Consider the following 14,363-nt stretch of genomic DNA (forward strand, 5'->3'; position numbering starts at 1 on the left):
CGTCACTCACTTCCCGCTGATTTCCCGTGCTATGCTCTCCGTCAGTTGGCTTTGCAACGCTGTCCGCGCTTGGCGAACGGCATTCTTGATCGCGCCGCCGTCCGAGGACCCGTGTCCTTTTACGACCAGACCGCTAAGGCCAAGAAGGGGGGCGCCGCCATGTTCTTTATAATCCAGCGTCTTCTTCAAACCGCGCAGCGACGGCATCAGTACAGCCGCGGCCAGCTTGTTCTTCAGAGATTTCGAAAATTCCTTTTTTAGAATCGAAAACATTGTGCCCGCCGTACCTTCCAGCGATTTCAGCAAAATGTTACCGGCAAAGCCGTCGCAAACGAGTACATCGCAAGCGCCGGTCAAGATATCCCGTGCCTCCACGTTTCCGACGAAATGAATCGGCAATGCCTCAAGGAGCGGATAAGCCGCTTTGGTCAGCTCATTTCCCTTCATCGCTTCCGTGCCGACATTAAGCAACCCCACTCGCGGCTTGGCGATTCCGTGAACCTTTTCCCGGTAAATGCTGCCCATTAACGCATATTGCGCAAGATGCTCCGGCTTGGCATCCATATTAGCGCCTAGATCAAGCGCCAGCACTCCGCGTTCGTCGACCGTCGGAATCATCGGCGCCAATGCCGGCCGTTCGATTCCTTCCATCCGTCCGACCACCAGCAAGCCCGTTGTCATCAGTGCCCCGGTGTTCCCGGCGGAGATCATCGCCTCGGCTTCCCCTTCGCGAACGAGCCGCCCGGCTACGACCATGGACGCGTCCTTTTTGCGGCGTACGGCTTTAACCGGCTCATCCTCCGCATCGATCACCTCGGAAGCGTGTTGTATCCGCAAATTCGCCGGAGCGTCTTGCAGCATCGGCGCAAGCACCTGCTCGTCGCCGACCAGAATGATTTCAGTGTCGCCCCATTCCTTGGCTGCGGCCAACGCGCCTTCGACCGTGCTTTTCGGCGCGTGGTCCCCGCCCATGGCATCAATGGCGATTCTCATGCTGACTTCCTCCTTCTGGATTGTCGTCTCCGGTGGACCGGTAGATGACGAAATTCCCCTGGAATACCATTTCTTCGCCTACGTAGGTAAACACCTCGACCTTAGCTTTGCCTTTGTGGCCGGAACTTGGCCTTACGTAAGCTTTCGCAATGCATTTCTCCCCCAGATGAACCGATCGAACAAATCGGATATCCGCAGAGAACGTCAAAGCGATTTCATCGTTAATTACGGCCACGGCCAAAGAATTGGCCTGCGCAAACACATGATGTCCCCGGGCGATGCCCGTCCGGGAGAACACGTGCTCCTCGCGGATTTCAAAGATGGAGATCCCGCTCTTGTCCAATTGCAGATCGACGATTTCCCCGATGACTTCATGCAGCGGCAAGGAACGAACCTGATCGTACGACCGTTCGGCCATCAGCTTCATCCGTTCCCGGAGTTCGGGGATGCCCAGCTCCATCCGGTCAAGCCGGATCGTCTGGATGCTGACCTTCAGCTGACGGGTGAGCTCTTGGTCCGTAATAAACGGATTCGTTTCTATCATTTGGACGAGTTGCTGCTGCCTCGCCCGCTTTGGCAAACGTTCGATGGGTATCTCCCCCCTGATGATTAACCAAACCATTATGAGTTATCTATAGATCAACGATTCATATATGTAAAATTTGGCGAAGTTCTTTAGAACCTGGTACTAAAATGTAGTATAAAGCATCCCGACCCAAAAGAAAAGCGAAATTGCCATAAACCTTGCGTGAAGCGAGGCCGCAGAAGGCAAAAAAAATAGCACCTCACCGAAATGAAGTACTACTTTGAGTTGAGTGCCTAAAGCTTATTGGCCAATAATTTCTCTCGATTTGTATGTTCCGCAAACTTTGCATACGTGGTGAGCAAGCTTCAATTCTCCGCATTGTTCACATTTTACCATGCCCGGCACAGCCAATTTGAAATGCGTGCGGCGTTTGTCGCGGCGCGTTTTGGACGTTCTCCGTTGAGGTACTGCCATGGTTCCCACCTCCTTATTCAAGTCAACCCTAACCGGGGCTTTATTCCTTGTTTACTTGCTTATTTTTGAAAAAATCGCCGAGCGCTGCGAGCCGCGGATCGATCACGTCCGTATTGCAGCCGCATTCCTGTTCGTTCAGATCGGTCCCGCAATTCGGGCAAAGCCCTTTGCAGGATTCCTGGCACAAAGCAGCATACGGAAGATGAAGCAACAGCGTTTCTTCCACATACGGCACCAAATCGACTTTGTCGTCGGCGACATATTGCAAGTCTTCGTCTTCTTCCTGCGTCTGCATGTCCGTCTCAGGAGCCTCGCCTTGTTTGAAGCTTTCTGCAAACTCCGCTTGTACGACCTGCTTCAGCGGCTTCAAGCACCGAGAACAAGTCATATCGAGCTCCGCCGTCAGCCTGCCCTTGACATCGACTACGTCTCCGCCAGCGGGTTCCGCCTGCAAATCGACTTGCAGCGGACTCATCGCGAGAATATCCCTGCGACCTTTGACAACACGGCTTACGTCCAAAGTCTGATGAATCTTCACCGGAGCTTCGGACGAGGTCACCTGACGCAAATTAATAAACATCAGCATCACTCCAAACAAACAAAAATTATTATACCGATTTTAAGTAAGTTTTGTCAACAATAAAGCTGTTCTTTCGGTGAAAATGCCGCTGACGGCTCCATCCTTTTAGCTCCGCTATCTTTTCATGGTATATTCATAGGTGAAGAATCCACCCAAATCCCTGGAAAATAAGGAGTAGAACCCTTTGAATATCGTTGGTATCATTGTCGAATATAATCCGCTGCATAACGGTCACGCCCATCATTTCGCCGAAGCCAAGCGGCTTACCGGCGCCGACGCGGTGATCGCCGTGATGAGCGGCGATTTCCTGCAGCGCGGCGAGCCGGCACTCGTCGACAAGTGGGCACGGGCGGAGATGGCTCTCCGCCTCGGAGTCGACGTCGTGCTGGAGCTGCCGGTCGCTTATGCGGCCCAGCCGGCCGAGTGGTTCGCATACGGCGCAGTGGCCTTATTGGATGCGACGGGGGTCACGACGCATCTATGCTTCGGCAGCGAAGCCGGCGCGCTTACGGCGCTGCGGCCGCTGGCCGAGCGGCTGGCCGCCGAGCCGCAGGCGCTGCAGGCGGCCATCGCGGAGGAGCTCGCCACCGGGGCGAGCTACCCCGCGGCCTACGCCGCCGCGGCCGCGCGCACGCTCGGCGGCGATGCCGCCGCAGCGCGATCGCTATTGGAGCAGCCCAACAACAGTTTGGGGCTGCACTACCTGATCGCGCTTCGGCGGCTGGGCAGCGGCATCGCGCCGGCCACCGTCGGGCGCCGGGCCGCAGGTCACGGCGATGTCGCGCCGAAGGACGCGAACATCGCCAGCGCCACGGCCGTGCGGCGGCTGATCGCCGGCGGCGGCCTCGCCGCGGCCGCGCCGTATCTCCCGCCGTACACGGCGGAGATCCTCGCCCGCGAGTTCGCGGTGAGCCGCGGGCCCGTGACGTGGGAGAGCTTGGCCGCGCCGCTCTTCCACCAGCTGCTCCTGGCCGCGCCGGAGCAGCTTGCCGCCCTTCACGAGGTGACGGAAGGGCTGGAGTACCGGATCAAAAAAACGCTGCCCCGCCTATCCCAGCCAACGGTTGCCGAGCTGCTCACTCAGCTTAAAACCAAACGCTATACCCATACGAAGCTGCAGCGCATGCTTTTGCATATTCTCCTGCAGCATTCCCGCGAGCTGTTGGCACCCGAGGCGCTATCTCAAGGCCCGGGTTATCTGCGGGTGCTTGGCTTCAGCGAAGCCGGACAGCAGTTGCTAAAGCGGATGAAACAAACGGCACGGCTGCCGATCATCACAAGAGCCGCCGAGCTCGATCACCCGCAGTTGACCCTCGACATCCGGGCGGCTGCCGCCTATGCCAACGCGATGCCGCAGCGCCAGATGGACGAGCTGCTGCGCGAATATCGCCAGGCACCTCTACGTATAGAAGCGGATTGCCCTGGATTAGGAAGCTTTCGGCTCCAATGAATCCAAATAATTCAGGGCATCGTCCAGCTTTTTCACCGGCACCAGCTTCATTTTCGAGCCGATTTCCTCCGCTTTTGTTTTCGCGTCATTATAGTTTGCCTCCGGCACGAAAAATATTTCCGCCTTCTCCCGGTCCGAAGCCACGATTTTAAACTGGACCCCGCCGATGGCCCCAACAGTCCCGTCTTCGGCAATCGTGCCGGTGCCGGCCACCCGGTAGCCATGACTCAAATCGCCTGGAGTCAGCTGATTGTAAATCTCAAGCGTGAACATCAGACCCGCGGAGGGACCGCCGATCCGCGTGTCTGCAAACTGCACTTCCTTGGCTTGATCGGCCGCCTGTACCTTGCGGAGCTCACCTACCGTCACGCCCAATCCGGCTTTACGTCCTCCGTCGGCCGCTTTGATCTCCACGAGTTCCACCTGCTGATCCAGGGATTTGCCTCCACGCTCCAGCTGAAGTTTCACCTGATCCCCGGGCTGATCGTCTTGCAGCAAGGCGCCGAGATCCTCAAATTGCTTCACCGGCTGACCGTTCACTTTCCGAATGATGTCCCCGGGATGGAAATCCCCTTTCGGCTGGCTTTCCTTGGATAAGCCGACGATAAATACGTACTCCGAGACGACGTCGTATTTAACGCCCGCCTTGTTGTAAGCGGCCAAGATCGCGTTCGACTGTGAGCTGCTCATATAATAGCGCTGCTGAGTTTCGTACTCCTCATCATTTCGGTCCGGTTCCTTGCGGACGATTTCGGCATGCTTGTTGAAGCGCGCAGTCGCCAGCATCCACACATTGGCGTAGCTGACCGAAACGGTCGTCAGCATAAACGTCCCTTTTTCCTCCGAATCCCCCGACTTAATCGAGACCATCGGTTTGATTTCCTCCGCCGTCCCCGGTTGATTGATCATGTACGGGGTTGACATGTACACGACGACATATACGATCACCGCGATCGTTAGGACGTACAGCCCCGATTTGATCGCTTTGGCTCTGGATTGCCGCATCCGGTTCTCCTCCCTTCCTGTACAGCGGCGGAAGAACCTTGTCTTCCGTCCGCATTCGTCTTTATGCGATGCTTCGCTCCATGAAACGGGGTAGTCTGTCCTTAGCGGTTGATGCATAGCATGTACTATGCGCTGATTTGCTATCGGTCTTTATCTAATGACAAAGAAGGTGAATCTATACATATGAATTTCCGACGTTTGGCCACCAGCCCGTTGTCTACGTTGTTGACCGGATTTTTGGCCGTTTTAGTCGTTATTTGCGTCGTTTATGCCCCCGGAGAAGCGTTTAAAGCTTCCGGCGATGGCTTGGCGATCTGGTGGCGGATCGTCTTTCCGGCCCTGCTGCCGTTTGTCGTTCTCTCGCAAATGCTGCTAGCCGCCGGGTTCGCCCACGGATTGGGCACGCTGCTCGACCCTTTCACCCGCCGTGTCCTGGGACTGCCCGGCTCTTTCGGCTGGGTGCTGCCGCTTGGGATGACCGCTGGCTTCCCCGCCGCGGCCGAAGCGGCCGTCACGCTGCATAAGCAAGGCAAGGTGACCGCGAGGGAAGCCGAGCGGCTCGCGGCTGCAGCCCATTTTTGCAGCCCGATGCTGCTCGTCGTGGTGATCGGCGCAGGCTTCGTAGGCAGGCCCGAATTCGGTCTGCTCCTGTTGGCAGTACACTGGGCTGCGGGTCTGGCTGCGGGCCTTACGCTGCATTTGGTGTTTCCGGACCGCTCCGCGTCCACTGCGCCTATGGAAGCACACTCTGCAGCCAAGCCGCGCGTTCCCTTACTGCGCTTGGCCCTACGCCACATGGAGGAGGCTCGCCGCGAGGACGGCCGCAGCTTTGGCAAGCTGCTTGGCGACTCGGTAGCCTCCGGCGTCCAGACGCTGATGATCACCGGAGGATATATGCTTATTTTCGCAGTCGTCATCCACGTTATTCTGTTGGCTCTCCCCGACCAAGCTTTTGCGGTTGCCGTAAAGGGGGCACTGGAGGTCCATTTGGGTTCCTATTCGATTTCCGGATTGGCCCCGTCTCTTCCCCCGGCCCTTCTCGCTTCCCTGCTAGGAGCGGTGCTTGGGTGGAGCGGTTTGTGCGCTTATCTGCAGGTGCGAGCCATCCTTGGACCGGCTGGCATCGGCGAGCGAACGTTTCTACTGAATCGCCTTCTGCATGCGGCCTATGCTTATGTCCTTACCTTGCTGCTATGGAAACCGTTCACGCGCTGGGTCCCAGGTGTGCTCCCGGTTTTTGGTGGCAGAGAAAGGATTCCCTCAGGAAACGACACCCCGGCCGCCCTGCCTAACTGGCAGCAAGCGTTCGGGGTGATGGAATGGCAGCTATGGATGCTGACTTTGCTCACGTTTGGATTGTTGTCCATCGCGCTTCTATGGCGGCGTCAAGACGAGACCTAAGATCAGGCTCTTAACTTGGCCCTAGCTTCTCCTTGAACTTCTCACGCATCGCCCTCTCCACCTCTGGCGGAACGAGATCGCTGACATCCCCATGGAAGCTAGCGATCTCTTTAACGACACTGGAGCTTAAATAGGAATATTTCGGATGCGTCATCATAAAGATCGTCTCGACTTCACTGTTCAACTTATGATTGGTAGACGCCAACTGCAGTTCATATTCAAAATCGGTAACGGAGCGGATGCCCCGGACGATGACATGGGCCTTTTTATAATCCATGTAATTAACCAGCAGATCCCGAAAGCTGTCGATTTCCACGTTCGGCAAATGGCCGGTAACCTGTGTGAGCAGTTCTTTCCGCTCCTCGACCGTAAATAACGGCTTCTTGCTCAAATTGTTCAACACCGCCACAATCAGCCGATCAAACTGGCGCGAGGCCCGTTGGATAATATCCATATGCCCTTTCGTCACGGGATCAAAGCTGCCTGGATAAACCGCTACCCGCGGTTGCCGCTGTTCGTTCATGTTGTTGCTCCTCCTTGATCGTCGGTTTGAACCGCGTCCGTCTCGGAATCGTAGGTATAAATGGAAACGGCCGTTTCTCCGTATTCCGCTTTGCGTATCTGGTTAAAACGCCCAAACCGCTCAGGATAAGCATACGACGATTCGTATTCGAGCACGATCGTTGCCTGCGGTGCGAGCAGCTGCATCTCGTCCATTTGCTCCATCAGCGCATCCCCATTCTTCATGCGGTAAGGCGGATCCAGGAACACCAGATCAAACGCCACATCTCGTTTCGCCAGGGCTTTAAGCGCCCTCTCGGCATCGTTTTTGTACACTTCGGCTATCGCTTCAAATCCGGTTGCCTTCAGATTCTGACGGACCGTCTCCAAGCTCTTGAAGTCTTTATCGATGAAAACAGCCTTGTCCATGCCGCGGCTTAGGGCTTCGATCCCGAGACCTCCGGTACCCGCAAACAAGTCTAACGCTACGCCCCCGTCAAAATAGGGCCCAATCATGCTGAATATCGCTTCTTTGACTTTGTCCGTCGTCGGCCTTGTCCCCATGCCGGGAACGGCCTTTAACGCTCTGCCCCGGGCAGTGCCCGAAATCACTCTCATTGGGTTTGTTCACACACCTTTATTATGCCTGGAAAATTCCTGTCGATATCGTACCATAATCCGCCTGGGATTGAAAAACGAAAAAAATCATACGAAATTTTGCGCACCTGAGGTATAAAACCCCACGTCCCGGACAAACTTAGATTATCGACATCACCAAATGTCGTAGACAACCGCGGAGAAGACTTACGTTTCCCCATAAGCTCTTCGTCCGGTTTCTCCTCTCCCATGATGGGCGTCCCGCAAGGGATGCCCGGACAAAAGCCCTTGTAGCTGTTATTTCTACGAGGGCTTTTGTCCTTTTTTTAGTTTCGCTAGAAGTTCCAGCGCTTCTTCTTCGGACGTGGCGGGCGCTGCCAGAAGTACTTCCGCTTCGGAGTATTGCGGGTTTGTAAGCTCAGGTGGAAGATCGGATTGCGGCATAAGCCAGACGAGGCGACCCATCCCTTCATCGTAATAGATCTGCCCGAGACGAATCAGGGTTTCCCCCTCATAACGACTAACCAGGAAACCACTAGCAAGATAGCAATCGGGATATACCTGTCCGTTGATCCGTATGGTACCTCTAAATTGATCGTCTCCCTGGTCATAGTAACCGTCCAGAGAAATTCGAATCGGCGGGCTGTACGTCGGGTCTTCCTCCAACCAAGCCACTCCCTCAAGGGTTTTCGTCATTTTAACCGGAGATACGTTTTCGATATACCACCACGTATACATCGCCGCCAGCAGTGCTAGCCCGGCAGTCGCAGGAATCCATAAACTCTTCCGAATCGAAATCCCTCCTTGACGCAGTCCCTTAATCTTCCAACCCATCGTACCACCGCAGCCACTTGAAAACAACAGAATGGGGTATGCCGCGCCCCCAAATCCAGCTCACTAACTCTTCTTATCGAACAACCCCCGCCGGTGCATCACGGTGATGATCCGGTAGAAGTCAACGCTGCCCTGCTCCGGGTTTTGCAGCAACGGCTCCTCCTTGCTGTAATTCACGGCCGCATTCACCGCCTCCTTGGCCCAAGCAGGAATGCCTGGCCGAATCCATTTCTCCAGGTCGGCGATCTGTTTCGCTTGGGCAAGAACCGTTTCTTGAAGCGCTTCGAATTGCTTCCTCTCCTCCGCCGTCATCGGTTCATCTCCTTTCGCTTCATCATATTGAGTCAAGTTATAGGAATCCATTAAGCGGATCAGTTTGTTCGCATACTGCGGGTCTGAGGCGTATCCCGCTGCGGCTACTGCTCGCGCCGCTTCAGCCCCAATCTTTCGAAGCACCCCGGTATACCGTTTAGCCGATAATATTCGGGCGTGGTCCGCAATGGATTCCGCCCAAGACGGGTACTTACGAAAAGCCGCGTTTACCGTTACCGCTCTTCCACCTCGGTATTCGGTTGTGGGCAGAATCAAGCTTCCTACCGGACCGCTGCCCTTAATACCGAACAGATTATGAGCTTCGGTGGCTAATCGACTGGCTCCAAAGTTCGATTCCAAAGCCGCCTGGGCAATCGTCAGCGAGGCCGGAATGCCGCTTTCCTCCGCGCTGGCGACGGCGAGCGGAGCGATTTTCTCGATAAACTCGTTTTTGTCCATTCGCTTATCACCTCCACCTATAGTTTATGAACCCGTTCGGACGAGGGATTGGACCTTTACCTTCTCATCATCCGAAAGATGCATAGCCGAAAGTCCGGAGGGTACCCTAACCATGGTTTCACAACCTAACCTATCTTGAGGAGGTTTTTCATCTTATGTACAACAATGTCAGTCAACAAGTCCGTGAAATTGAACAAACGATGCGCCAATTGGAACAGCAAACCCGCCAAGCTACAATGATGTACCAACAAATGCTGCAGCAGGAGCAGCAAAACGCGATGCAGCTGGAGGAACTAGCTCAGCGCGAGCGCAGAGCGGTTCAAACGATTCAAACCGCCCTGCACGGGCATCAAACCGCAATGCAGCAGTTCCAACGTGTAGCGCAAATTGCCGGGCAACTGGAACATAGCGTGAACTCGATGTCCGGAATCGGAACCAGCTATACTCAGCCTAATGTCGGACAAACCTCCTATAGCACCCAAGGCATTGGTCAAAGCAGCTACAGCGGTGGCAGCATCGGAAGCTTTGGATCGGCCATGAACACCCACATTCCAAGCTCGCCAGGCCCGGGATCGTATAGCCCTATCGGCTCCGGCTCCACAGGTGCTATGAGCTCGATGAGCTCACAAGCCACAGGTTCGCTTGGCTCCGCAAGTTCAATGCGAAGCTTCCAATAACAAGTATCATTACACGGCCGCCTCCAGGGCGGCTGTTCTCTTGTTCCCTCGTCCTCCTTACATTGTGATATAATTGGAAATTATGATGTCATGGGTGGAGGATTTGAATGAGTAAGGTATTCCTGTTTCTGTTCTTATCATGGCTGCTGGGCAATCCTTTTCTCGCCATTATTGTCTTGCTTTTCATCGTTTACTTCATCGATCGGCGTTATGTTGGTTTATTCCCGAGCCTGAGCAAGCCATTGAAGCGCGGCCGCAGCATTTCACGGCTTCGCCAGCAACTGGCCGCCAGCCCTTTCGACGTTTCCGCCAAACGCGAGCTTGCTCGGCTGCTGCTGGAGCGCAAGAAGTATGCCGAGGCCCATCGGCTACTGGAAGAGGCTAAGGAGGCTTCCGAGACGTCGGCGGAGTTTTGGGACGATCTAGGGACGACCTGTCTGGGACTCGGACGGATCGAGGAAGGCGAGGCCCATATGTTGCACGCCTTAAGCTTGAACGAACGCGTCAAGTACGGACAACCTTATCTGCGGTTAGCTTCCGCCTTCCGTGAGCGCGACCCGCAGAAAGCCCTGCAATACGCTGCCCGTTTCGGCGAGATCCAATCCTCTTCCAGCGAAGCTTATTATTTGCTGGGCAGCCTTTATCAATCGTTGGGCAGCAAAGAGGAGGCCAAGCAGGCTTTTGACGAATCGATCGCGATCTATCGCTCCTTGCCGAAATATAAGAAACGTCAAGAGCGGAGATGGGCGCTACGCAGCTACCTCAAGCGAGGGACGTTGGGTTAAAATCTGTTAAACACAAAGAACGCCGGCTTCTCTCCTGTTGGAGAAGAAGCCGGCGTTTTTTGATATGCAATTTACAGATTTACGCTGTTTCCTTGTTCGGAGTTCTTGCCGATACGGCGATGGAACGGCCACCAGTTGCCTTGCCCGAACATCTTCACCATGACCGGGATCAGGAACGGCAGGACGATCACCGAGTACAACGCCAAGCCGGAAAGCACAAGCGTGGCGATTTGCAGCATCGACATGACGCCGGACGGATACATCGAAGCCATCGTGCCGCCAAGAATAATCGCAGCGGACAAAATGACCGTTCCCATGTTGCGCATCGAATGCAGAATCGCATCGCTGACGTTCCACTCCTTATTCTCGTTAAAACGGTCCATCAGGAAGATACTGTAGTCGACGCCCAACGCGACCAGCATGACGAACCCGAAGAACGGTGTCGCCCAGCTTACGCCCGAGTAACCGAAGATGTCAACGAAGACCCATTCCGTAAATCCGATCGAAGCGTAGAACGTCAACACCAACGACAGGATAATGTATACCGGCATGACCAGCGAACGAAGCAGCAGCACCAGGATAATGAAGATCCCGGCCAGCATCAGGATCACCGTGCGTGTATAGTCATTGCCCGAAATGTTTTTGAGGTCATTAAACGTACTGGATACGCCGCCGATCGCAACTTTGGCGTTTTCCAGCTGCGTCCCTTTGACTGCGGTCTGTACGGCGGATTCTACCTCACCGATCCGGTCGATGGCTTCCCGACCGTAAGGATTGCTGGAGAAGACCACTTCCAGTTTCATGACTTTGCGGTCTTCGGACAGGTACGTATCAAACACCTGAGTGATCTGTTCGTTCTCAAGCGCTTGCTGCGGAACGTACCAGCCATCCAGCCCATTATCTGTACTGCCTACCTCCGTCAGGTAATCCTTTGCGGTGTTTAAACCGCCGGACACCTGCTCCAACCCGTCTACGCTCTGGTCCAAACCATCGGTTAATTGCGTGATTTGACCGGAGAACTGGCTGAACCCGGTTTGAATCTGTTCTTGCCCGTTTTGAATTTGCGCCAAGCCCGATTCGACCTCCGGCAATTGACCCACGATCTTTCCTTGCCCGTCAGCCGCCTGTACGAGGCCCGATTGCAGCTTCGCCAAACCGGCGACGATCTGGTTCAGACCGCCGGCTAACCGTTTCCCACCGGCCGCCGCTTGAGCATATCCTTGGTTGGCTTGGTTCAGTCCAGCAGCCACTTGCCCGAGCTGTTGTTCCGCTTGCTGCAATCCGGCAGTCAATTGGCCTAAGCCTTTGCCGGTTTCTGTAACCGTACCGCGAATCGTTAAATAATCTTGATCGGCGGCCAATTCAGGGAACTTGCCCTCCAGGCTTGCGAACCGCGCGGTCAATGCGGTTAACCCCTGCGAGGCCGCGCCCAAAGGTTCACGGATCTGCGTGAGACCACCGCTCAAGCCGGAGACGCCTTGAGCTAATTGCTGATACGATCCCAGCAATTGCTCATGGGCGTTCGCCAGATCCTCGGCGCTTTTTTGCGCTTGCTGCAGCCCCTGCTTCAGCTCGCCTGCACCAATTGAACCCTCACGGATCCCTTTCTCGATCGCGGTTAAACCGCCGGAAAGCTGAGAAATCCCGTCCTTCAGCTTGGCGGTACCGTCTACCAGCTTGCCGGTGCTATCCGCGGCTTCCTTGAGCTTTGGTGCGTTTTCGGACAGCGCCTGACTAGCTTCGGACAATCCGTTTTGGATTTTTCCTAGGCCTTCTCCGCCCTCACCTAGCCCCTCACCAACCGTCTTCACCTGATTACTCAAAGCGAAATCCTTGAGGACCTCGCCCGTCGGACGGCTCATGCCGCGAATGCTTGCCACCCCGTCCGTCTTCTCCACCTCACGGCTGATCTTCTCGGATAACGCCATATACTCTGCATTATCCATACGTTCGTCATTTTTGATGACGATAGTGGACGGCAACGACTCGCCAGGCTCGAAGCTCTCGGAGATAATGTTGTAGGCCTTGACCGATTCGTATTCATCGCCGATTTCCTCCATGCTGTTGAAGGAAACGTTGCCGCTATAGGAAATCAGAAACGGCACCGTCACTGCCGCAACGATCAATAACGCCGCCCATGGACGTTTCAAGGAGAAACTTCCAATCGCGCCCCAGAATCGATTTTCCTTATGCTCCAGCGAACCACGCACCGGCCAGAACAGTTTCGTCCCCAGCACTGCCATGAAGAAAGGAACTACAGTTACCAAAGCCAAGAGCATGACCGCAATGCCGACAGCGACAGCGACCGCCGAGCGGTACAGCATAAATTGCGATAAGCCGATCGTCGAGAAGCCGACCAAGACCGCCAGTCCGGAGAAGAACACCGTTTTCCCCGCCTTGCGGTACGTCTGGATAATCGCTTCCCATTTGTCGTCCGTATGCTGCAGCTCTTCCTTAAAGCGGCTGATCAGCAGAATACAATAGTCGGTCCCAATCCCGAACATGACCGCGACCATAAAGATCTGCGTATACGTCGAAATCGGGAAATTGACCGAATCCACCAGAAACGCGACGATGGATTGCGACACCAGATAACTCAGTCCGACGGTTAGCAGCGGAATGAACGGCGCTACCATCGAACGGAAGACCACGAATAGGATCAAGAGAATAAAGATGACCGTAAAATATTCCGATTTCTTCAAGCCCTGCTCCGAGCTGACCACCATATCCTCGTTGATCTGCTTTTGCCCGGTCAGATAATGCTCCACCTTGACTGAATCCAGGCTTTGGTGAATATCCTGTTCGATCTCCTTGAGCGGACGCTGCTCGTCGAGCACTGACAAGGAGGTCAACACTGTATTTCCGTCCTTCGAAATCAGCTTATCCTTCGCTTCCGGCGTGCCAAACGGATCGGTAATCGAAGCGATGCCGATGTCCTCCATATGGTCACGCAGTGTAGTAATTCCTTGTTCAATCTCTTTCTGGTCGGCATCGTCGATGCCTTGTTTGTCATGAAAAACAAGGGCGATTTGTGTCTCTTTCGCTCCGCCTTTCATCTCGGCCACTTCCTTCAAAATAGCGGAGGCTTCGGAAGAGGAATACCCCTCCGGAACGGTAATTTCCCCATTCTCCCGCACCAAATCCCCCATGGGAGGTGCCGTTAACATCAATGTGGCCGCTAAAGCGATCCACAGCAGCAAGATCCACCATCTTGCCTTCAGTATGAATCTCATTTCCCTGTACTCCCTTCGCCGATCAGTCTGGCTAATTTCTCAAAAGCGCTGATAAACCCTTCCACCTCATCCGCATCGAAATGGACTAGATACGTCGAGACCGTGTTCATGATTTGCTCCTGAACAACGTCGTAATTGCGTCTTCCCTGCTCCGTCATGGTCAAGTAAACGACACGCCGATCCTCTTCATCCCGAGTCCGGTGCAAAAAACCTTTATCGACCATCCGCGTGATCATCGCGGTGATGGAACTTTTTCCGACGGCAAACGTATCAGCCAGTTCCGTTGAGGTGCACCTGCCACGGGGGGCGATATACTTCAAAATTTGAAATTGCTCCATGGTGATATCCTCTTGAATAATATCGCGGATTTGCCCGTTTAGTCGTTTGGTAACCTCGAAATAAGCCGCCATATAACGCTCGATTAGCTGCTTCGACTCCAGATTCACCTCCCGAATCCCCCCTGTCTTGGAACAAGAAACTCGTCCTGTTAGTTCTATAGTAAAATAGTTCGACAATGAAACTATAGGCGATTGCCC

Annotated in this window: 15 protein-coding genes; 4 read left to right on the forward strand and 11 right to left on the reverse strand. The window is 54.7% G+C overall.

Features of this window, described 5'->3' with window-relative positions; genetic code table 11:
* Positions 1 to 6 precede the first annotated feature (6 nt).
* The 4 genes from plsX to IM700_RS05525 all read right to left on the reverse strand — a co-directional run bounded on the left by plsX (position 7) and on the right by IM700_RS05525 (position 2,573).
* The gene (plsX, locus tag IM700_RS05510) at positions 7 to 993 is read right to left on the reverse strand and encodes a phosphate acyltransferase PlsX (RefSeq protein ID WP_155607376.1); all 987 of its coding nucleotides are present in this window, start codon (positions 991 to 993) and stop codon (positions 7 to 9) included.
* Positions 977 to 1,573 carry a transcription factor FapR gene (fapR, locus tag IM700_RS05515; protein WP_193415186.1) on the reverse strand — a complete coding sequence of 199 codons (597 nt, stop codon included), beginning with the start codon at positions 1,571 to 1,573 and terminating at the stop codon, positions 977 to 979. The genes plsX and fapR overlap by 17 nt, the downstream gene beginning before the upstream one ends.
* A 246-nt stretch (positions 1,574 to 1,819) precedes the next feature.
* Positions 1,820 to 1,993, reverse strand: a complete 174-nt coding sequence (gene rpmF, locus IM700_RS05520; protein WP_009222962.1) for a 50S ribosomal protein L32 — start codon at positions 1,991 to 1,993, stop codon at positions 1,820 to 1,822.
* Between the two features lie 40 nt (positions 1,994 to 2,033).
* A complete protein-coding gene (locus IM700_RS05525; RefSeq protein WP_155607378.1) occupies positions 2,034 to 2,573 on the reverse strand; it encodes a YceD family protein in 540 nt (179 codons plus the stop codon).
* 184 nt (positions 2,574 to 2,757) lie between these two features.
* On the opposite strand from IM700_RS05525, the gene IM700_RS05530 reads away from it, so the two are divergent.
* Positions 2,758 to 4,023, forward strand: coding sequence for a nucleotidyltransferase (locus tag IM700_RS05530; RefSeq protein ID WP_193415185.1), 1,266 nt, complete (start codon positions 2,758 to 2,760; stop codon positions 4,021 to 4,023).
* Here the strand turns inward: IM700_RS05530 and IM700_RS05535 are convergent.
* Complete coding sequence (locus IM700_RS05535; protein ID WP_193415184.1) at positions 4,000 to 5,028, reverse strand: SepM family pheromone-processing serine protease; 1,029 nt, start codon at positions 5,026 to 5,028, stop codon at positions 4,000 to 4,002. The genes IM700_RS05530 and IM700_RS05535 overlap by 24 nt on opposite strands.
* Before the next feature lie 183 nt (positions 5,029 to 5,211).
* Here IM700_RS05535 and IM700_RS05540 point away from each other — a divergent pair, with 183 nt between their 5' ends.
* Positions 5,212 to 6,429, forward strand: coding sequence for a nucleoside recognition domain-containing protein (locus IM700_RS05540; RefSeq protein WP_239483637.1), 1,218 nt, complete (start codon positions 5,212 to 5,214; stop codon positions 6,427 to 6,429).
* A 10-nt stretch (positions 6,430 to 6,439) separates the two neighbouring features.
* Here the strand turns inward: IM700_RS05540 and coaD are convergent, their stop codons facing one another.
* From coaD to IM700_RS05560, 4 genes are all read right to left on the reverse strand, one after another.
* Complete coding sequence (gene coaD, locus IM700_RS05545; protein WP_155607381.1) at positions 6,440 to 6,952, reverse strand: pantetheine-phosphate adenylyltransferase; 513 nt, start codon at positions 6,950 to 6,952, stop codon at positions 6,440 to 6,442.
* On the reverse strand, positions 6,949 to 7,548 hold the full coding sequence (gene rsmD, locus IM700_RS05550; protein WP_193415183.1) for a 16S rRNA (guanine(966)-N(2))-methyltransferase RsmD: 600 nt from the start codon (positions 7,546 to 7,548) through the stop codon (positions 6,949 to 6,951). Before rsmD ends, coaD begins: the two co-directional genes overlap by 4 nt.
* A 282-nt stretch (positions 7,549 to 7,830) precedes the next feature.
* On the reverse strand, positions 7,831 to 8,361 hold the full coding sequence (locus IM700_RS05555) for a hypothetical protein (protein WP_193415182.1): 531 nt from the start codon (positions 8,359 to 8,361) through the stop codon (positions 7,831 to 7,833).
* Between the two features lie 63 nt (positions 8,362 to 8,424).
* The gene (locus IM700_RS05560) at positions 8,425 to 9,132 is read right to left on the reverse strand and encodes a glycoside hydrolase family 73 protein (protein ID WP_193415181.1); all 708 of its coding nucleotides are present in this window, start codon (positions 9,130 to 9,132) and stop codon (positions 8,425 to 8,427) included.
* A gap of 155 nt (positions 9,133 to 9,287) precedes the next feature.
* Between IM700_RS05560 and IM700_RS23080 the strand changes: the two genes are divergently transcribed.
* Positions 9,288 to 9,809, forward strand: coding sequence for a hypothetical protein (locus IM700_RS23080; RefSeq protein ID WP_239483639.1), 522 nt, complete (start codon positions 9,288 to 9,290; stop codon positions 9,807 to 9,809).
* A gap of 107 nt (positions 9,810 to 9,916) precedes the next feature.
* Entirely contained in the window at positions 9,917 to 10,594 is a 678-nt protein-coding gene (locus IM700_RS05570) for a tetratricopeptide repeat protein (protein WP_193415180.1), read from the forward strand.
* 71 nt (positions 10,595 to 10,665) lie between these two features.
* On the opposite strand, the gene IM700_RS05575 is transcribed toward IM700_RS05570, so the two are convergent.
* The gene (locus IM700_RS05575; protein ID WP_193415179.1) at positions 10,666 to 13,827 is read right to left on the reverse strand and encodes an MMPL family transporter; all 3,162 of its coding nucleotides are present in this window, start codon (positions 13,825 to 13,827) and stop codon (positions 10,666 to 10,668) included.
* Complete coding sequence (locus IM700_RS05580; protein WP_244868345.1) at positions 13,824 to 14,273, reverse strand: MarR family winged helix-turn-helix transcriptional regulator; 450 nt, start codon at positions 14,271 to 14,273, stop codon at positions 13,824 to 13,826. The genes IM700_RS05575 and IM700_RS05580 overlap by 4 nt, the downstream gene beginning before the upstream one ends.
* Positions 14,274 to 14,363 lie beyond the last annotated feature (90 nt).

It is taken from the genome of Paenibacillus rhizolycopersici (assembly GCF_014947195.2).
GTDB lineage: Bacteria > Bacillota > Bacilli > Paenibacillales > Paenibacillaceae > Fontibacillus > Fontibacillus rhizolycopersici.